The organism is Synergistaceae bacterium (genome assembly GCA_012521675.1).
GTDB lineage: Bacteria > Synergistota > Synergistia > Synergistales > Aminobacteriaceae > JAAYLU01.
In genome coordinates, this window is sequence record JAAYLU010000102.1 from 1 (window position 1) to 19,244 (window position 19,244).

General features: G+C 58.8%; 16 protein-coding genes. 11 read left to right on the plus strand and 5 right to left on the minus strand.

What is annotated here, in order from left to right:
* On the plus strand, positions 1-948 hold a 948-nt coding region (locus GX181_09315; GenBank protein ID NLM72139.1), incomplete at its 5' end, for a DUF3160 domain-containing protein.
* A 255-nt stretch (positions 949-1,203) separates the two neighbouring features.
* Here the strand turns inward: GX181_09315 and GX181_09320 are convergent.
* Entirely contained in the window at positions 1,204-2,598 is a 1,395-nt protein-coding gene (locus GX181_09320; protein NLM72140.1) for a sodium:solute symporter family protein, read from the minus strand.
* Positions 2,599-3,026: 428 nt separating this feature from the next.
* On the opposite strand from GX181_09320, the gene GX181_09325 reads away from it, so the two are divergent.
* The 9 genes from GX181_09325 (at position 3,027) to GX181_09365 (ending at position 12,240) form a co-directional block, all read left to right on the plus strand.
* The gene (locus GX181_09325) at positions 3,027-3,701 is read left to right on the plus strand and encodes a transcriptional regulator (GenBank protein NLM72141.1); all 675 of its coding nucleotides are present in this window, start codon (positions 3,027-3,029) and stop codon (positions 3,699-3,701) included.
* A gap of 169 nt (positions 3,702-3,870) precedes the next feature.
* Positions 3,871-5,367 carry an ABC transporter substrate-binding protein gene (locus GX181_09330; GenBank protein NLM72142.1) on the plus strand — a complete coding sequence of 499 codons (1,497 nt, stop codon included), beginning with the start codon at positions 3,871-3,873 and terminating at the stop codon, positions 5,365-5,367.
* Positions 5,368-5,468: 101 nt separating this feature from the next.
* A complete protein-coding gene (locus tag GX181_09335) occupies positions 5,469-6,401 on the plus strand; it encodes an ABC transporter permease (protein ID NLM72143.1) in 933 nt (310 codons plus the stop codon).
* Between the two features lie 27 nt (positions 6,402-6,428).
* A complete protein-coding gene (locus GX181_09340; protein NLM72144.1) occupies positions 6,429-7,301 on the plus strand; it encodes an ABC transporter permease in 873 nt (290 codons plus the stop codon).
* Positions 7,302-7,312: 11 nt separating this feature from the next.
* Complete coding sequence (locus tag GX181_09345) at positions 7,313-8,290, plus strand: ABC transporter ATP-binding protein (GenBank protein NLM72145.1); 978 nt, start codon at positions 7,313-7,315, stop codon at positions 8,288-8,290.
* A gap of 3 nt (positions 8,291-8,293) precedes the next feature.
* Positions 8,294-9,253, plus strand: coding sequence for an ATP-binding cassette domain-containing protein (locus GX181_09350; GenBank protein NLM72146.1), 960 nt, complete (start codon positions 8,294-8,296; stop codon positions 9,251-9,253).
* 100 nt (positions 9,254-9,353) lie between these two features.
* Entirely contained in the window at positions 9,354-10,706 is a 1,353-nt protein-coding gene (locus GX181_09355; GenBank protein NLM72147.1) for a DUF1446 domain-containing protein, read from the plus strand.
* 2 nt (positions 10,707-10,708) lie between these two features.
* Positions 10,709-11,056, plus strand: a complete 348-nt coding sequence (locus GX181_09360; protein NLM72148.1) for a DUF4387 domain-containing protein — start codon at positions 10,709-10,711, stop codon at positions 11,054-11,056.
* Between the two features lie 41 nt (positions 11,057-11,097).
* The gene (locus tag GX181_09365) at positions 11,098-12,240 is read left to right on the plus strand and encodes a M20 family metallopeptidase (protein NLM72149.1); all 1,143 of its coding nucleotides are present in this window, start codon (positions 11,098-11,100) and stop codon (positions 12,238-12,240) included.
* 223 nt (positions 12,241-12,463) lie between these two features.
* Here the strand turns inward: GX181_09365 and GX181_09370 are convergent, their stop codons facing one another.
* The 4 genes from GX181_09370 to GX181_09385 all read right to left on the minus strand — a co-directional run bounded on the left by GX181_09370 (position 12,464) and on the right by GX181_09385 (position 18,545).
* Positions 12,464-13,702, minus strand: coding sequence for a glycosyltransferase family 2 protein (locus GX181_09370; GenBank protein NLM72150.1), 1,239 nt, complete (start codon positions 13,700-13,702; stop codon positions 12,464-12,466).
* A gap of 95 nt (positions 13,703-13,797) precedes the next feature.
* On the minus strand, positions 13,798-15,168 hold the full coding sequence (locus tag GX181_09375; protein NLM72151.1) for a diguanylate cyclase: 1,371 nt from the start codon (positions 15,166-15,168) through the stop codon (positions 13,798-13,800).
* Positions 15,169-15,177: 9 nt separating this feature from the next.
* Complete coding sequence (locus tag GX181_09380) at positions 15,178-16,287, minus strand: HlyD family efflux transporter periplasmic adaptor subunit (protein ID NLM72152.1); 1,110 nt, start codon at positions 16,285-16,287, stop codon at positions 15,178-15,180.
* Positions 16,284-18,545 carry a hypothetical protein gene (locus GX181_09385; protein NLM72153.1) on the minus strand — a complete coding sequence of 754 codons (2,262 nt, stop codon included), beginning with the start codon at positions 18,543-18,545 and terminating at the stop codon, positions 16,284-16,286. The genes GX181_09380 and GX181_09385 overlap by 4 nt, the downstream gene beginning before the upstream one ends.
* 436 nt (positions 18,546-18,981) lie before the next feature.
* Here GX181_09385 and GX181_09390 point away from each other — a divergent pair.
* The coding region (locus GX181_09390) for a hypothetical protein (protein NLM72154.1) at positions 18,982-19,244 on the plus strand (263 nt) is incomplete at its 3' end.

The following is a 19,244-nucleotide window of genomic DNA, read 5'->3' on the forward strand; positions in this document are numbered from 1 at the left end:
CCCTCGGACAGGGTCGACGAGTCTGCGCCCAAGGAGTACCTCAAGGCCGTGGTCGAGGCATTGCCGGAGGCCATAGAGGCGCTGCGCGAGGATCTTGACACGGAGCCGGAGTCGGCCTGGTTCAGCTCGATAGGCGCGGCATGGATGCATCTGCTCGGGACGCTCGCCTCCGACTACGGCAAGGGTTATCCTCTCTACATGCAGAGCCCCCTCTTCGCCGCCAAGCAGCTTGAGGCTCAGCTCGGCTCCTACACTGAGCTGCGACACGACACGATCCTCTACGAGAAGCCCAACTACGCGGAGCTGGGCGACGGATGGAACGAGGAACCGCCAAACCCCCTGCCGATGGGGCTGATAGAGCCCAACCTGCCCTTCTGGGGCGAGCTGCTCAGAGTGGTCGACTACATAGCCGACGGGTTCGAGGAAAACTACCTCTTCGAGCGCGACCTGGAGGAGTACGGCGCGCTGACCATGTTCCGCGACACGGTGGAGCGCTGCGGCCAGCTTGCAGCCAAGCAGCTCCAGGGCAAGAAGCTCACCGAGGAGGAGTACGAGTTCATCCGCCTATTCGACCTGGACTACATGGCGGCGGCCGCGGATGGATACGGCGGAATCCCCCCGGTGGACGTCTACCGCTCCGCCCTGGTGGTCGACATCCAGACGGTGAACCTGGATCCGATGGCGATCAGCGCGCCCGCGATACTCTACCAGGCCGTCTCCGAGCCGTCGGTCATGCTGGCGCTGGTGGGCAACGAGAACACCCCGAGAGTGCTGATAGGAATGGCGTTCGACCACAGGGAGTTCACTGGCCCGCACGGCCGCAGATTGACGGACAGCATGTGGAAGAAGCGCGTCTACGACAGGTACGACGAGTACTTTGACATCAAGGAGGGCGAGCACGCCCCGCTGCCAGAGAAGAACTTCTGGTACGACGGCCTGAGGCCGTAAAGGGGGCAATCCCGACGCGCAACGCATTTGTGTCATCCCGACGCGCAGCGCATGTTTGTCATCCCGACGACTGAAAGGAGGAGGGATCTCGGGTCCGTCACTGGCGGCATCTCCGAGATCCCTCCCCTCGGCCCTCGGGCCTCGGGATAGCGAACTACAAGGCTCGCGTTGCTCGCCTGTCGCCTGCTTACCGGCGCTTCGCGCCGTTTGGGACGACGAAACGAGGTTGCGCTCCTAAGTGACAGGCGGGCGATTCTATCGCCTAGAAACCTCGCCTAGCGCCTTACGGCTTAATGCCAACCCCGCAAGCGCGATCAGCCCGGACAGGGCCAGTCCGGGGAAGAGCGGGTCGAGCCCCTTCCAGAACAGCCCTCCCAGCGCGGTGCCGATAAGCCCGCCCGCGCCCGCGGCGAAGCCCCAGCCGTGCGACAGCCTCCCCGGCCTGAAGACGGCGGCGAACAGCAACCACAGGATGCCGGCCGCTCTCAGACCCATCCCCAGGTACGACCACTGTAGAATCAGGGCCCCGTGCGACGCGCACGCGGTCGCGCTGCCTGCGAACACCACGATTAGTACGGCTATGCGTCCGGCGGACAGGACTTTCGCGTCGTCGAACCCGGCGGCGAGCTTCGTCTTAAGCAGGACATCCTGCACAAAGTTTGTGGAGACGCCTATCGCTCCGCCCACGGCCGTCCCCAGTACCGTAATCATTATGCCGGACCACAGAAGTCCGCCTATCATCGGGTGGAAGTACGTGCGTATGAAGAAGGGGAGAGCCTGGGACGGCTCTATCTCCACTCCGGACGCCCGCAGTGCCAGCCCTATCCACACGCCCAGCACCCCCATCGGGGCGGTGAGGGCGGCGGAGATGAGGCATCCTTTCCTGGCTGTCTCGTCCGACGAGGCGGAGTAGATCGCCTGGATGTATATCTGCCCGCAGATTATGCCGGTGAGCAGCGATGCGAAAGAGCCCAGGTCCGTCCCGGCCCCCCTGGAAAGGGGATGAAAGAAGGGAAACGATGGCAAAGAGGACACGATGGCAACGGGAGTCCAGCCGTCCATCACGGCCGCGCCGACGCACATCAGCATGACCGAGTAGAGGAAGATCATCTTGGCCGCTCCGAGCCTGCTGAAGCTGCTGATCCCGCCCCCGAAGACGAACGCAAGTATCAAAGCTCCGATGATCAGCGATGCCGCAGTGCTGGATATTGGGAAGATCGAGCGCATCAGGGCCACGCCCGACAGGTACTGGGCCACCAGAGACAGGAAAGAGCCCGAGGCGGTCGATATCGCAACCATCACCGCCGTACGCCCGCCGAAGTGCCCCTCCAGAAACTGCGGAAGCGTCACTAGTTTCGCCAAGCGCAGGGGGGCGGCGAACCATACGCCAAGCACGAGGCAGGCAGCGGTGCAGCCCAGTGAGAACCAAATCGCTGCGACGCCCCACTGATAGGCCATCTGTGCTGTCCCTACCGTGGAGGCGCCGCCTATGAGCGCCCCGAGGATTATCCCCGACACGCCGCCGGCGCTCGCCTTTCTGCCCGCCACCGCGAAGTCGGACGACGACGACACTCCCCTGGATGCGAAGAGACCCGAGATAAAGAAGGCAACGAGCACAGCGGCCGCGGAGAGCATGAACAATAGAAACACCTTCCTGACATGTATTTTATATTTGATCGACACTCGGATAATTATACACGTCTCCCGCCCGGTCGCGAAACTGCCCGGGGCGGAGATCCCTCTCATTCACTCGGAATGACAAAGAGGATGCTTACTATAGACGAGAAAAAAGAATTCGCGGTCAGCAAAAAAACTTTTAGCAGCTGCTGCGACGCCCCGAACAGTCGCCTAGGACGTATCTGCCTCCAGTTGTAGAGAGGGATCATTAGTTTTTCGAATGGAAGCCTTGACAACCAAAAAAATAATGTTTATACTGACCTAAAAATAATTTTTTTGAGGTATTTACTGAGAAACTTATCTCAGTATCAATGAGTCTAAATGCTCTTGAAACAAGAGGGAAATGGTATCGACGATTAGCGCAGGCACTGCGCGACAATACAAAGGTGAAGGTGAATGACATGGTCGAGGCAAAAGAAGAGCTCAGCGTCTATCGTCCGTTGGTCTCTCTTATCGCCGCTCAGTTCGGGCCTCTCTGCGAGGTGGTCCTGCACGATTTCAGCCAGACTTACGACAGCTCTTATGAAAAAACTGTGATAGCGATAGAGAACGGGCACGTCACCGGAAGGAAAGTGGGGGACTGCGGAAGCAACCGCGGTCTCGAAGTGTTGAGGGGCACGAGAAAAAACGGCAACAAGTACGGCTATTACGTCCGGACAAAAGAAGGCAAGCTGCTTCGCTCCTCGACCCTGTACATCCGAGATGCGGAGGACCGTGTTATCGGTGCCTTTTGCATCAACCTCGACGTGACGGACCTGGTCAACGCGGAAAAGTTTTTGCGCCTGTTCTGCATGACGGGAGAGAGCGACCTGAACGACGAGATCGAGGAGGTCGACGAGGTATTCGTCAACAACGTCTCCGAGCTGCTTGAGGCGCTCATCGAAAAGGCTCTCGTTGCTGTGGGCAAGCCGGTCGAGAGCATGACCCGGTCTGACAAGGTGGACTTTATCGGGTACCTTGATCAGCGAGGCGCATTTTTAGTTACAAAAGCGGGAAACAAGATATGCGAGTTCCTGGGCATATCAAAATACTCGCTTTATTCATATCTAGACGACGCCAGGTCCGAGAAGAATTAAAATCTACCTGTAGAAGGGCGGGTTGAGCAGTCGACAAGGGCATCGTCAAATGGACCGGAGGTGGAGAGCCAGACAAAATACTCATATTTCCCGGAAGGACAACGATGGTTAAAGCGGCGGTTCCTGCTCGAACAACGGGTTTTATTATCGTAGATGAGGAGGTATCACAATGGTAAAGAAGAGAGTCTTTTTTGCGGTGATTATTGCGATCTTTGTCCTATCGGCGGCATCGACCGCATTTGCGGAAAAGAGAACCGATGTCAACCTCTACAGCAGCACGGTCTCCACGCTGGATCCCCACTCCACGACCTTGGCCACTGATGTCTCGCTTCACAACCAGATATATGAAGGCCTGGTCTTTATGGACGACAAGGCCCAGCCACACATGAGGGTGGCGGAGGCATTTGAAGTCGGCGAGGACGGCCTTACATACACCTTCCGTATTCGTGATAATGTCAAGTTTCACAACGGCGACACTCTCACGGCCTCGGACTGCGCTTTCTCGGTCAAGCGCGCCATGACCATCGCGAACATGGCAAACTATGTCGCCGCGATTGAGGATGCGGAGGCGCTTGACGACCATACTTTCGTGATCAAGCTCAAGGAGCTGTCCGCGCCGTTCCTGGTGAATATCTCGCAGATCCGCATCATCAGCGAGAAGGCCGTGACGGACGCGGGAGAGGGCTTCGGCATCGACATAGTTCACTGCGGAACGGGGCCGTACAAGCTTCTCTCGTACGACCCGAACGTCGAAATAGTGCTCGAAGCCTTCGAGGACTACTACCGGGGCGAGGCGCCGATAAACAGGGTAAACGTCAAGACCATAACGGACGAATCCGCCCGCCTTATCGCGTTTGAAACAGGCGAGCTCGATTTCATAGCCGTCCCGTCGGCAAACTGGAACAACATAGTCGAAAGCGACCAGTTCACCACCTATATCGCGCCTTCGACGAAGGTGATTTATTTCGCTCTGAATTTCTACAAGGGCGGCGTCTTCGAGAACAAGAAACTGAGACAGGCGGTCCACTACGCTCTGGACCGCGACGCCATAAACGTGATCGCTTACGATGGGATCGGAGAGCCGGCCTACTTCATGTGCAACCCCGATTACATCAACTGCGCCCCCAACGACTCCTTCCAGTACACCTACGATGTGGAAAAGGCCAAGGCCCTCATCAAGGAGGCGGGCTATCCCGACGGAGTGCATGCCGGGACGCTGCTGACCGCGAACAGGGACTTTCTGCCGAAGGTCGCGCAGGTCCTCCAGGGCATGCTCTCGGAGGTCGGCATCACCTGCGACATAGAGATCCTCGAGGGAGCGTCGGCCTCCGCCAGGGGAAGGGTCGGCGATTTTGACATCTACACCAACAACAACCTCATCGTGCTCGATATGGACGCTTTTTCCCGCTTCGTCCACTCGAGAAACCTGAAGGCGATGATCGTGAAGTACGACGACCCCGAGATTGACGATTTTTTCGATCGCGGCGCAAGGGAGATGGACGTTGAGAAGCGAAAGGCCATCTACAAAGAGGCGGACAATTGGATCAAGGATTACGCTGCCCACGGCACGCTCTTTTACGTAAGGACCCCCTATGCATGGAACAAGGATCTGAACGCGTCGGCCGGACTGCTCTACTACTACGTCTATGACTGGAACTGGAAATAACCTTTGTGGATAGCGTGAAACAAGGGTTTTCGGCGGGGCGTCGCCCCGCCGAAAACCCAGGCCCGTCCATGTATTTCAGATAGTGGGAGGGGAATGGTCCTATGCATCGCTATGTTTTTAAACGAATATTGATGTTATTCCCTGTGCTCATAGGTGTAATAGTCATCATTTTCTTCATAATGTATCTGACCCCGGGCGACCCCGCAAGCATCATCCTGGGGCCGACGGCCCCGGAGGAAGCTGTCGAAAAGCTCAATCACGAACTGGGATACTACGACCCCTTTATCGTGCGGCTGACCAATTACGTGGTAAACCTGGTCAGCAAACTGGACTTCGGCAACTCGTACAGATCAAAGAAACCTGTGCTTGACGAGATCCTGAAGCGCATGCCCATCTCCCTGCTGGTGGCTTTCAACGGAATACTGTTCGCTTCGATCGTGGGCATCACGGTCGGAGTTATCTCCGCCGTGAAGCAAAACACGATCTGGGACACGGGACCGACCGTGATCGCCATGTTCTTTGCCGCCATGCCCCTGTTCTGGCTGGGAATGGTGCTGCTCTTTTTCTTCTCGCTCAAACTCGGTTGGTTCCCCTCCTACGGGGTTGGTTCATGGAAAGGGTATGTCCTGCCCGCGCTCGCGATAGGCCTGCCCTACGCGTCGAGGCAGATGCGCTTCACCCGGTCCAGCATGCTGGAGTGCATCAGGGAGGACTACGTGAGGACCGCCAGGGCCAAGGGCGCCCCGGAACGGATTGTAATATGGAAACACGCCCTGAAAAATGCGCTGCTGCCCGTCATCACGGTCATGGGCAACAACTTCGGCGCCCTTTTCGGAGGGGCCGTCGTAACGGAAACCCTCTTCTCCATTCCCGGGATCGGCTCGTACATGGTCATGGGGATTACTACCCGCGACCTTCCCGTAGTCACCGGATGCGCAATTACGATAGCCTTCATTTACAGCCTTGTAATGCTGTGGGTCGACCTGATGTACGCCTTTGTCGACCCCCGTATCAAGGCTAAATATTCGGACTGACCAGCTACTCGATAAGGTGGTGCCCGTATGGCTTACGATGATAAAAAGCCCCTGAAGAGCGGCAAGTACAAGGAGATTTGGCGTCGCTTCAAAAAGAGTAAAAAAGGCCTGGCAGGATTGTTTATAATCCTCGTGATTTTTCTGGTATCCCTGGGCGCCGACCTGATAGTGCCCTACAATGCAGCCATAAAGCAATCCTTCACCGAAAGACTTCAGCCCCCTTCGGCGAACCACTATTTCGGCACCGACGGCTATGGCCGTGATCTGTTCGCCCGGGTTATCCACGGAAGTCGCAACTCCCTGTCGCTGGGTTTCTTTTCAACCTTCATCTCGATAATCATCGGCACAATACTTGGAGCAGCGGCAGGCTACTGGGGAGGGCTGCTGGACAACCTGATAATGCGTTTTCTCGACACGATAAAATCCATCCCTCCCATGATGATGGCTCTCGCCATAGTGGCGGCCCTCGGGGCCAGCTTTACAAACCTCTTGATAGCAATAACCGTCGCACAGGTCCCCACGTTCGTCCGGATGGTCCGTTCGGCCGTCATAGGCATCTCCGGGTTCGAGTACACAGAGGCGGCGCGAGCCGGCGGTACGAGGGACATGCGCATAATACACAAGCACATCATACCCAATGCGATGGGAGTCATAATCATCCAGGGGACGATGAGCATCTCGGCGATGATCCTTCAAGCCGCAAGCCTGAGTTTCATCGGCATGGGGATACAGCCGCCCTCCCCGGAGTGGGGAGCGATGTTGTCCGAGGCGAGGGAATACATGAGAGTCGCCCCCTATTTCATGTTCTTCCCCGGTATCGCCATCATTCTCTCGGCACTTTCGATCAACCTGCTCGGCGACGGGTTGCGGGATGCGCTTGATCCGCGCCTGAAATCCTAGGAGGGTAAAGCATGGATGACTACCTGTTGAAAGTCGACGACCTGTCCGTCATATACAAAACAGATTTAGAGATTGTATACGCTGTGAACAACATATCCTTTTCAATGAAAAAGGGAGACACCCTTGGCCTTGTCGGCGAGACGGGGGCGGGAAAGACCACGACCGCGCTGACGCTGATGCGTCTCCTCCCCGGGATCACGGGAAAAGTATCGACAGGCTCCGTTCATTTCGAAGGGAAAAACCTCCTGGAGTTGCCGGAAGGGCGGATGCAGTCCATCCGCGGCGAGAAGATCAGCATGATCTTCCAGGACCCAATGACGAGCCTCAACCCGGTCTTCACCGTGAACGAGCAGATATCCGAAACACTCGAACTGCATAACAGCATGAACAGGACGAAAGAAGAAATTCAAGACAGGGTGGACGAAGTGCTCAGCATGGTCGGCATATCTCCGGACAGAAAAAAGGAATACCCGCACCAGTTCTCCGGTGGCATGAAACAGCGGGTGGTAATAGCAATGGCCCTGGCCTGCGAGCCCATGTTGCTGATCGCGGACGAGCCCACAACGGCCCTGGACGTGACCATACAGGAACAGGTCCTGTTTCTGATGCGCGATCTCAGGGATCGCCTGAACACCGCCATGATCATGATCACCCATGACCTGGGGATAGTAGCTCAGACCTGCGACAATGTGGCGGTCATGTACGCGGGCGAGATAGTAGAATATGGCACGGCCTACGATATCTTCAAGGGAGAACGCCACCACCCCTACACCACGGGGCTGTTCAATTCGATCCCGGACTTGGAGAGCGAGTCCAAAAGGCTCGCCCCCGTGCCCGGCCTCATCCCCGACCCGACCGACCTTCCCGGGGGATGCAAATTCCACCCCAGGTGTCCTCATGTGATGGAAATCTGCGAACGCGTGCATCCTTCATATTCGAACAACGGCTCTCATAGGGTTTTATGTCATCTCTACGCAGGGGGTGATTGACCAGTGACTGCGGAAAACCATTCTCTCATAGAAGCAAGGGGCCTGAAAAAGTATTTTAAGGTGTCCAAGGGAAACCTGCATGCCGTAGACAATGTCAACTTCGAAATAAAGCAGGGGACCACTCTTGGCGTGGTGGGCGAGTCGGGCTGCGGAAAGAGCACCCTCGGGAGGACGATACTTCGCTTAATAGAGCCGACCGCGGGCGAGATATTCTACAACGGGGAGAACATCGTCGGGTTCAGCCCCAAGAAGATGCGCGAGATGAGAAAGAATATGCAGATCATCTTCCAGGATCCCTACTCGAGCATTAACCCGCGCATGTCCGTCTCCGAGATCGTCGCAGAATTCATGGTCGTAAACAAGACCTGCTCTTCGAAAAGGGAGCTGAGGGAAAGAACCTCGGAGCTGATGGAAATAGTCGGGCTTGCCGAGCGCCTCGCCGACGCTTATCCCCACGAGCTTGACGGGGGGCGTCGCCAGAGAATAGGGATTGCACGCGCCCTTTCCTTGAACCCGAAGTTCATCGTCTGCGACGAGCCGGTCTCCGCCCTGGACGTATCCATACAGGCGCAGATCTTGAACCTGCTCATGGACCTGCAGGACGAATACGCCCTCACCTACATGTTCATCACCCACAACCTCTCGGTGGTCAAGCATATATCGGACGAGATAATGGTCATGTACCTGGGGCACTGCGTCGAGAAAGCGCCCTCGAAGGAGCTATTCAAAAACCCGCTTCATCCTTACACCAAGGCGCTGCTGTCGGCTATTCCCATCCCGGACATAGACAGGCGAAAAAAAGAGATCCACCCGATAAAGGGCGAGGTCACAAGCCCGATCAACCCCAAACCCGGCTGTCGTTTTGCTCCAAGGTGTCCTCTGGTCTCGAGCGAATGCACCGGGAAGGACATAGAGCTAAGAGATTTCGGGAACAGCCACCTATGTGCCTGCGTGATGATCTGAAAACTTGAAAACAAGCAAAAGCTTCTCTTGAAGAGAGAAAACCTGACGGAGGGAAGTGGTTCTTTTGAAGAAACATTCGGTAATGTCGCCGACTTCATGCATGGGTTTGGTGGGAATCAATGAACAGGCGTACAGGGACGCATTTCGTTTCGGGATCGACTCCATAGCGGCCGATGCGGGGTCACTTGACCCCGGCCCCTTTTATCTGGGTGAAGGCCTTCCTCATGTCCCCAGGTTCCAGATGAAAAACGACTGCCGGATAATGATGGAGGGACTGGAGATAACAAAGACCCCGATCGTGATGGGCAGCGCCGGAGGCTCCGGCGGCAGGCCGCACATAGACTGGCATCTTGATATAATGCGCGAGATAGCCGAGGAGAAGGGGAAAAAATATAAAATAGCCATCATTGATACCACCCTGGACAAGGAATACCTGAAGAAGAGGGCCCGCCAGGAGAGAATTGAAGGATGCCAGCACAACCAGATCCTGACGGAAGAGATGATCGAGGATGCCACGGAGATCGTGGCCCAGGTCGGAGTGGAGTCGATAATAAAAGCCCTCGACCTGAACCCCGACATAGTCCTTGCGGGCAGGGCCAACGACAACGCCTGCTTCGCGGCGGAGCCAGTGCGTCAAGGCTTCGACAAGGGGCTCGCCCTTCACGCCGGGAAGATACTTGAATGCGGCTCTGCGAGCGCGCTTCCCAAGCCCGGCTCAAAAATAATGAGGACTCCGATGATCGCGTCGCTCGAAGAGAACTCTTTCACCATAGAGCCCGCCACCGACGATTGGTACTGCACCGTCCGATCGGTATCGGGGCACGAGTTCTACGAGAGAACCCACCCTCAGATTCAGCTTGAACCGGGCGGCACGCTGGACATGTCCGCCTCCTTCAAGACCCGGGTGAACGACAGGAGCGTGAGAGTGGAAGGCTCTGCTTGGATCGACGACACGGAATCCTACAAGGTCAAGCTGGAGGGGGCAAGAAGAGTTGGCTTCAGAAGCCTTTTCATGACAACGGCCAGGGACCCGAACTTCATCCGCCAGCTCGACTATGTCTTCGACTTCACCAGGGAGAGGATCAGGGACAAGTTCGCGCCCATGGGGCTTGAGCTGGACAAGGACTATCATGTAATCTTCCGCGTTTACGGTAAAAATGCGGCGATGGGGCCCTATGAACCATTAGCGGCGCAGGTAGGTCACGAAGTCGGCTTGAGCATGGAAATAGTCGCCCCGACGCAGGAAATGGCCCACGAGATCGCCTACTTTGGAAAGTACGGCCTGGTATGGTGCAACTACCCGGGCAGGACGACCATCTCCGGGAACGTGGCGTACGTCTATTCGCCGAGCATCGTCAACATCGAACCCGCCTACGAGCTTTCGGTTCATCACATCCTTCCCGTTCCGGCGGACCAGTCCCTGTTTCAGATAAAAATCACGGAGGTGGGCTAATAATGAAACTTCGAGAGCTGGCCCCGGTCATAAGGTCGAAAAACGCGGGCCCTTTCTGGTACACGATAGACGTGATCTTTGACAACGCTGAAATCTACAACGCCGTGAAAGAGTCAAAAATAATAACCAGGGAGCTCATCGCGGAGAGATACAACAACATTGACGTCGACAAGGTCAGTGAGATCATCTTCTTTGACGAGGGCAGGGGTTTCAAGGTGAACATTCGAAGGCCATACAGCTCCGGCAGCCCCTACGACTACGATGTGCTGGGGATGAACCAGCACGCCCCCATGCTCGACATAGACATACCTTTTCACAGGGTATGCCCGGGCGCGACGGGCAAGAATTAGGGTGCCCTCGCAGGGGTTTCCCTTAAAAATCGAGCGAAAAAGTGTTTGACCTCGATGCTTTCTGCCGCGATCTGGAGACGATCGTCAACATAGACAGCAACTCCATGGATCCCGCGGGAGTCAATAGGGTCGCCGACTTCCTGGAGACCGGGTTCAAGAATCTTAAGTGGCATACCTCCCGGTACAGGCTCCATGAGGAGGCCGGCGACTACTTGACGGCCGCGAACCGCGAAGCCGACCGATACGACGTACTGATGATCGGTCACATGGATACGGTCTGCCCCGCGGGCGCGGCCCTCGCAAGGCCCTTCAGAACGGACGGCGCCATGGCTTACGGCCCGGGAGTCTCCGACATGAAGGCCGGGACCCTGGCCATGTATTACATCGCCAGGGAGCTGCCTACCGACGTACTCGACGGCCTGAACATCTGCATCATAATGAATCCCGACGAGGAGATCGGCAGCATCTACTCCCGGTACATGACCATGGAGATCGCAAAGAGGACGGACTATGCCTTCGTGATGGAGGGAACCGCACTGAATGGCGTCTATACCACCAGGAGGTGCGGAAACATGAACGTGGGCGTTTCGTTCAAGGGCATTCCCCAGCACTCCGGCTACATCCTTGAAAAAAGAAACGCCAGCGCCGTGGTCGAAATGGCCCGCTGGATACTTGCGGTCAATGCCCTGACAGACCCAGGGACTTTCACCACTGCGAACGTAGGGCTGGCGGAGGGCGGTGAAGGGGCCAACATAGTCCCCGCCCATGCATCGATGACTGTGAACTTCAGGTTTGCCGAGGCGTCCAGGCCCGAAGCCATACTTCTGCAACTCGAAGACCTTCGGAGGACTCCCTCGGTGGAAGGGACGACGGCGGAAATATCGGTGTTGAGCCGCACTCCTCCCATGGTGCCGACGGAGGACACGGAAAGGTACATAAAACGGGTTGAAAAAGTCTTCGATCAGATAGGGCAGCCCTTTTCCCTGATAGACCTGAGGGGAGGCAGTTCCGACGGCAACTATATCGCGAGCACTGGCACAATATGCTTGGACAGTTTGGGGCCGAGGGGCGGAGGAGGGCACACCGAAAACGAATACCTCCACCTGGACCAGGTAGAGGAATGCATAGTACGAATGGTGCATTTAATAAAAGAGATAGCCGAGTTCAAAAGGAGCACCGCATAGCGACCGACACTAACGGGAAATACGCCCGTTCGGTCGTCTGCTTGTGTCATCCCGACAAACAACGGGAGGAGGGATCTCGGGCCTGGCGGCGGGTCTGACTTGAGATCCCTCCGGCGCTTCGCGCCGTTCGGGATGACAGAGGGCCCGTTCGATCGTCTGCTCGCGGCCTGGGAACCGGCCGCATAGTGATCGACTAGGCTCGCTTCGCTTCGCCTGTCGCCTACTAGAACTTGCCTTTGCGCAGCACCCATTGCGGGGCCATGGTGGAGTCCATGTGAGCTTTTCCTATAATCTCCCACAGGACGGCGAACGCGGACCAGACTCGCGATGCCAGCATGAATATCGGCATGATCGGAAGCAGGGGGAGGAACCACTTGTCCTCCTCCGGCCTCTCCGACAGGAAGAAGAGAGTCAGAAAGTAAAACAGGACGCCGATGACGAAGTAAAAGCAGTAGACCAGGCCCATGACGAGCATGATAGTCCATAGAGGGGCGGTCAGGAGCAGGAAGAAGGTGTACAGCAGAAGCAGCATCGGCGTGACGATCTGGAAGAACAGCCCGCTTAGGACTGTCACTATAAAGTTGGGCCACCCGATCAGCCTGGGGGTGAATCCAAGCCAGTGCTTGCGAAAGTACAGGTAGAACAGGTCGCCGTCCCAGCGCAGCCTCTGTTTGAAGAAGCCGCGCAATGTGTCGGGCGAGTCCGTGTGCCCCATAACCTCAGGGTCGAACAGGATGCGCAGCCCCTTGTGCCTTCCGAAGTAGTTCTTCAGCCGCATGGTGATGTCCAGGTCCTCCGCCGTGCCGCTGTCCCAGCCGTAGAGCAGCTCCAGGAAAGACCTGCTGAAAACCCCGAACGCTCCGGATATGATATTGACGGTGTTGAACTCGCTCAAGCCCGTCCTTGCGCCGACTATGGACAACATGTACTCCAGCCCCTGGAGGGCGGCCACCGGGGAGTCCCTCCAGTTGCGCACCCGAAGCCCGCCGGAGAGGGCGACCACCCTCTCGTCCGCGAAGTGGCGCACGGAGTTGGCGACCATGTTGTTGTCGAAGGAAGAATCACCGTCGAGCGACATTATCACGTCCCCGTCCGCGAGGCTCATCCCCGCGTTCAGAGACGACACCCTGCCCCCCCTCTGCCACTTGGGGAGGATGAGCAGCTCCCTGTCCGGAAGGGACCCGACCTCCGGAATCATCTCGTAGGCGGCGTGATAGGTGCTCTTGTTGACCGACGCTCCGTCCAGCACGACTATGATCTGGATGTGCCCCTGGTAGAGCTGGTGCGCCACGCTGCGTATGGTGAGCTGAATGTCCCTTCCCTCGGAGTAGCAGGTGACGATGCAGGAGACGCGGGGGAAGTGGTTGGGCCTGTAGGGCGTCTCCTCCCTCCTGCGCATTATATATCTCAGGATCCCCGAGAAGACCAGGATATAGTACGGCAGCTCGAAGAAGACTATCATAGGGACGAACTTGAATACCACCACCCAGACCTCGGAGATCAGCGGGTCCTCCAGGAAGGCCCTCAGGCCGTTGACGAACAGCAGCAGCCAGTCGCTCAAGAGGGCGACTCTCCCCTCAGCCGGGCGACCAGCAGCCTCGCCCCTTCGTCCCTGTTGAACTCCTCCGGTATGCCGGTAAGCTTCAGGTCAAGCTCCATTCTCGACCCATCCGGCTGCACCGTCAGGTCGGCGAGGGCCTTTATCCTCTCCGCCAGCACATGTCCGCCGTCGAGCGGCGTCTTCGGCAGCAACAGCAGCAGGTCCCCCTGCTCCGTGCGGGTGCTGACGTCGGTGGTTCGGATCATGTCGCGCAAGCGCTTGGTGACCGTCCCGAGCACCTCCATCCCCGTCCTTCCTCCCTTCTGCCGCATGAAGCTCTCGAAGTTCGGGAAGGAGATCATCACGACGCAGAAGGGCTCCACCGGCGGTCGAGAGGCCAGCCTCAGCATCCAGTCCAATATGTGCATGAAGGGCTGCGGTTTCATGTAGTTCAGAGTGTCCAGAAGCGCGTAGACATCCTCTATCGCGCCGGTCCGCGCCGCCAGCACCCCCTTGTCGGACAGAGAGTACATCCGGAAGTTCCTCGGGACCAGCTCGTCCGTCATGCTCCAGTTGCCGCAGAGCAGGCAGCGCGCCGACACGTCCGGCTCCGCGAAGGACTTGGAGCAGTCGTTGCACGTGTAGTTCTCCATCGGTCGGTCGTAGTCGGACCCGATATGCCTCAGCCGGGCGCCGCAGAAGGGGCACTGGAGCTCCCCTCCCTTGAAGAACATGTCCTGGGGCCCGACCCTCCCGCAGGTGAAGCAGTGGATGAAAGGCTCCTGGATTATATCCATGCTTCGGCAGAAGGGGCAGATGTCGACATAGTTGAGGTGCCCCCCGTCGCACCTCGGGCAGAAGCGCACCCTCTCTATAAGGTCCCCCTCCCGCAGGAGACCCCGTTCGAGCAGCCCGTCTATCCACCCTTCGGACTCGAGCAACCCCCCGGACAGGGCGTCCGGCAGGGGCCATGAGTAGACGTCGGGCGTGAGAGGGGATATCACCGGCAGCAGCCTTTTCCACGGGCGAGAGTGAAGATAGCCGAGCATACGCAGATCGAGGCTGCTCGCCATCGCCGCGAGGTCTATATCCCTCAGACTACTGTGAATGTCCTCCGACAGCTCCTCCATGCGGGCGACCGACAGGCCCGAGCCGTCGGAGGCCTCGTTCGCCGCGCTGTCCGCTGGCTCCTCCAGGAAGACCGGCAGCAGAGCCGCCCGGGCCGAGGCGCGAAGGCTCCGCAGAAGAAATCCGCTCTCGCTTCCCGAGAGCAGGATCACGTCCGGAAGGGGATCCGTTTCCTCCGGCAGGTGAAGCGGCAGGGTTGCCCGCAGAACCTTGAATTTTCCGCTCCAGCCCTCCGGGGCGGCGGTTGGCAACATGTTCATCCCCTCATTTCAGTTCGTCATGGAGAAGGAGGCAAGGCTCTTCTCCAGCGAGAACGGGAAGCGCACCGTCAACGGGAAGCCCTCCACGCGGAACAGTTCCTCCAAGTGAGCGACCGGCTCGATCGTCACCAGGAGGGTGCGCCTTCCTCCCGCCAGGACCCCGGCCAGCTCCTGGGGCACCCGAACGGCCAGCTCCGGCCTGGTTCGGACGACCCCGGGCACGCTTGTCCCGTCCGGGAAGCGTATCGTCACGTCGCTGTCCGGCAGAGCGTACGCCAGGTAGCGGGGGTCGAGGTACGCCTTCACCATGATCCTCTCGGCCCTCGCGATCACAAGGAGTGGCGTGCCATTTGCGACCGACTCCCCCTCCGCCGCGAACACCTCCAGCACCCGCCCGTCGCCCGGGCTTCGGATCGACAGGGCGTCGCGCCTCTCATCGAGCAGCAGCAGCTCCGCTTTGATCTGAGCCACCCTGTCCGCTGGTTTTTGCACGTCCTTTTTCTCCGGCGGGACGGGCCTCAACGCCGCGGCCGCTCCCCTGCTCTCGGCCAGCAGCGTCTGCGCCTGACGCACCCTGTCCTCCGCCAGGTCGAGCTCCGCCCTGGTGGCAGCACCTGCCTTGAACAACGACAGCACAGTATCCCTGAACCCCTCGTGGTAGCGAAGGGTCTCCCTGTTGAGGCGAACCCTCCCCAGCGCAGAGAGATAAAGAGGGTCGGCATCCTCGACCAGCGCGGGTTTCGTCTCTGTGCCACCCTCCGCCAGGCGCAGCTCCGCCATCAAGGCCTCCTCCCTCTGATCTATCTGGGGGGTCGTAACCTTGAAAAGCAGCTCTCCCTCGCTCACAAGGTCGCCGGGCATTTTCACGGCGCTCCTCACAGTCGCGGGATAGGGGGCGTTGATGTTGTACTTATCCATGTACACGACGCCCGGGGCGGAGATCAGGAACAGCGACAGGGAGACCTTCCACAGCAGAAAGAGCAGGGGAGTGGAGATGACGAGCACCAGCCCGTACCACCTCCACTTCGACACAGTCCTCCTGCCGGGCCCGTAGGGGACCTCCACCCCTCCGTCAACGGTCGGCTGAGACTTCTTGGCGGATGAAAAGCTGACCTTCATTTTCCCATCTCCCGGTAGTCGTCCCAAGCCTGAACCACGATCCCCGCCGGGACGAAGGCGTCCAAGCGCCGTTCAAGATCCGCCAGCATGTTCAGGAACCTCGTCCTGCCCCCGGAGAAAAAGCTCTCCGACGGCGGCAGGACTCTCTCGACGGATACTGCCAGCGACAGGTTCAGCCCCGGCCACGTGCGGCCTATCGCGCCGAGCCTGTCCGCCACCACCTGGGTGTTAGTCGAGTAGATCATAACGGTGGTCTCGCGAACGCCCGCGTCGAACAGGCCCTTTGCGGCGACCGCCCCCAGCTCCCCCTCAAGGTAGCGGGGGTGGATGGACAGGCCGAGCGGCCAGGGCGAGACCTCGTGGACCGCCTTCAGGGTCTTGATCATCTCCAGAAGCAGCTCCTTGCGCTGTCCCTCCGCGCCGGGAAGCTGGTCCGGCTCCAGGTCGAGATGCAGCCCTGAAAAGGAGAAATCCCTTAACGACGAGACCAGCCTCACCAGGTCGACCCTGTGCTTGGGCAGGATCCAGTGGGGATCGCCCAAAAGCAGCTCCACGCGAAGCCCACGGGCCGACGCTCCCTTGAGAATCTCCTCCAGCCGCGCCCTTCCCTCCGGTTCTTTCAAGTAGGCGACCCCCCTGCTGGTAAAGGAGAGAAGGATCCTCCCGAAGGGCGATTCGCGCAGCTCGTCCATGATAAGCTCTCCCCTCTCCGGGAGGAGGAAGAGATCGCCGCCCCATACGTACACTGCTCTCGGGGTGCGCGAGACGGGTTTGGGGGGTACCGGCTTCATCGGCACAGGGCCGGGGACCGCCTTCGCCTGCTCAGTCTGCGCGACTATTGCGGTCTCAACTACCTCCGTGGCCACGACGGGCGACGGAGCATACACGGAGCCCTCCGGGTCCGGAATCACGGGCCACATCTCGAAGTACCTCTCCCTCTCCTCCTCGCCCGGGAGGCTTGAGTCAAGCGACAAATCCTCCGTCCGGGGCGTCGTGACCGAGGGTATCAGCCCCAGGAGCTCCGCGTGCGCCTGAAGCGCGGCCCCCTCCGCCTCGACTGCGGCCATCGCGACAAGAAGGAAATCCACGTGGCTGCGCAAAAGCTTCTCGAGCGTGTCGCCCGGCAGCGACCTGTAGCGCAAAGTGTCGGCCCTGATGATCTCCCACGCCGAGGCCAGTCTGATGTCGGAGAAGTCGATCTGCGCAAGGGCGTACCTGTACTGGGACGTGGACTCCAGGATCCTCGACAGGTAGTCGAGCCTGAAGAGCGCCTCCTCCTGCTCCGCCATCTCGGCGACCGCCAACGCCGCCTCCCTCGCGGCCCTCGCCGCCCTGCCCGCGCCCGCAGGAATGGAGAAGGTCAGGCTCGCGTACCCCTCGCTCCCGTATCTGCCCGGGTCCTCCAGGGAGCGGACGTAGCCGGCCGCCAGGTAGGATTCGTACTGCGAACCGCCGGCTCGATCGGCGATCCGCTTCTTCTCCTCCGTTATCTCCTGCAGAAGGACGAGCTCCCTATTGTCGTCATGGACATAGTCGTGGACGGATTTTCTCGAATAGACAAGGGGCGACAGGTCCGGGTGAGCCGCGAACATCTTCTCAAGCGAATACCTGCCGGTCGCCTTCCTGATGACCGACATCGCCTGCTCCTCCGCCAGGGCCGAGGCCACTGCATCCCGCCGCACCAATGCGAACCAGCTCTCCATCTCAAGCCTGTCCCCCTCCAGGAGAAAGCCGGTGCGAGTCCGCTCCTTAAGCAGCGGCATGAAGAACCCCTCGAGGCGAACAAACCGCTCCAGCAGCTCGGCCTTTCTCTGGCTCGTCCAGACGAGGATGTACGCCTTGCGCAGGGCGGTCAGATTGGTCCTCCTGAACGCGATCGACCGCTGCTCGCTCTGGAGAGTGCGGATATGAGCCTCCATCAGGCGGATTCTCTCCCCGCTCCAGGAGCCGAACAGAGGTATGGACACTCCCGCCCTCGCGCTCAACCTCGCGTACCCCTCGATGCGAGAGTCGTCCGCCCTCGATACCGGCATATTCAGCCCGCCGACCGTGGCCTCCGCGAAAAAGCGCAGCCCGCTCGAAGCCCTGTCCCTCTCCTCCAGCGCCATCTTCTCCGCCAGGTCCGCCGTGTACAGAAGCACCTCGGGCGAGTCCCCCACATCCCTTTCAAGCTCGGACAGAGTCACCGCAGCAGCGGAGGTGCTGGGCAGGCAGGCGATAAACACAAGAGCGGCAAGAAATAGCAGAATCCTTCTCATAAGACAAACCCCCAAGGGTTATTTTGACACGCAGGAACCGGTGGAAAACGCCTAACCCGTGTCCAGTTCGGCGCGCAAAGCAGTACCAAATTATCATACACTAAAAAGCCACCCGTTGGAACAGCGCGGTTTGGGGCGAGTCTGTGTCGAGATCCCTCGTCGCCTACGGCTCCTCGGGATGACAATTTCAAGTCATCCCGAGCGAATGCGAGGGATCTCGCTTCACAGTCGTCCCGAGCACTCTCGTTCCTTGCAAAACCAGCACCCGAAGCCTATAATGCAGGCACGGAGCATTCGGCCTAGAAGCGCAAGCCGCTCTTTTCGGACAGCGATTAGCCATCAAATTTGCGCCGGACTCCTTTCGGTGCCGCATGCCGTTCGAGACAGTCAGTCGATACAATGAAGGGGGTCGAACATCATCTCCGAACAGAGAAAGATGGACGAAAACTGGAAGGAGATCATCAAGCAGTTCTTCCGGCAAGCGCTTGAAAAGTTCATACCGGAGCTGGCCGAGGACCTGGACACGTCCAGGGAGGTGACCTTCCTGGACAAGGAGCTGCAGGACCTGGTCGTCTACGTGGACGGGCCGGAGCAGATACCGGACATACTCGCAAGGGTGCCCACGAAGACGGGCCACGACGTCTGGCTGATCCTGCACGTGGAGATACAGGGGCCCGGAGGAGGAGACCTCCCCGAGAG

Coding starts and splice junctions, on each gene's coding strand:
- GX181_09325 (NLM72141.1), top strand. CDS start 3,027: ATGGTCGAGGCAAAAGAAGAGCTCAGCGTCTATCGTCCGTTGGTCTCT.
- GX181_09330 (NLM72142.1), top strand. CDS start 3,871: ATGGTAAAGAAGAGAGTCTTTTTTGCGGTGATTATTGCGATCTTTGTC.
- GX181_09335 (NLM72143.1), top strand. CDS start 5,469: ATGCATCGCTATGTTTTTAAACGAATATTGATGTTATTCCCTGTGCTC.
- GX181_09340 (NLM72144.1), top strand. CDS start 6,429: ATGGCTTACGATGATAAAAAGCCCCTGAAGAGCGGCAAGTACAAGGAG.
- GX181_09345 (NLM72145.1), top strand. CDS start 7,313: ATGGATGACTACCTGTTGAAAGTCGACGACCTGTCCGTCATATACAAA.
- GX181_09355 (NLM72147.1), top strand. CDS start 9,354: ATGGGTTTGGTGGGAATCAATGAACAGGCGTACAGGGACGCATTTCGT.
- GX181_09360 (NLM72148.1), top strand. CDS start 10,709: ATGAAACTTCGAGAGCTGGCCCCGGTCATAAGGTCGAAAAACGCGGGC.
- GX181_09370 (NLM72150.1), bottom strand. CDS start 13,702: ATGATAGTCTTCTTCGAGCTGCCGTACTATATCCTGGTCTTCTCGGGG.
- GX181_09375 (NLM72151.1), bottom strand. CDS start 15,168: ATGAACATGTTGCCAACCGCCGCCCCGGAGGGCTGGAGCGGAAAATTC.
- GX181_09380 (NLM72152.1), bottom strand. CDS start 16,287: ATGAAGGTCAGCTTTTCATCCGCCAAGAAGTCTCAGCCGACCGTTGAC.
- GX181_09385 (NLM72153.1), bottom strand. CDS start 18,545: ATGAGAAGGATTCTGCTATTTCTTGCCGCTCTTGTGTTTATCGCCTGC.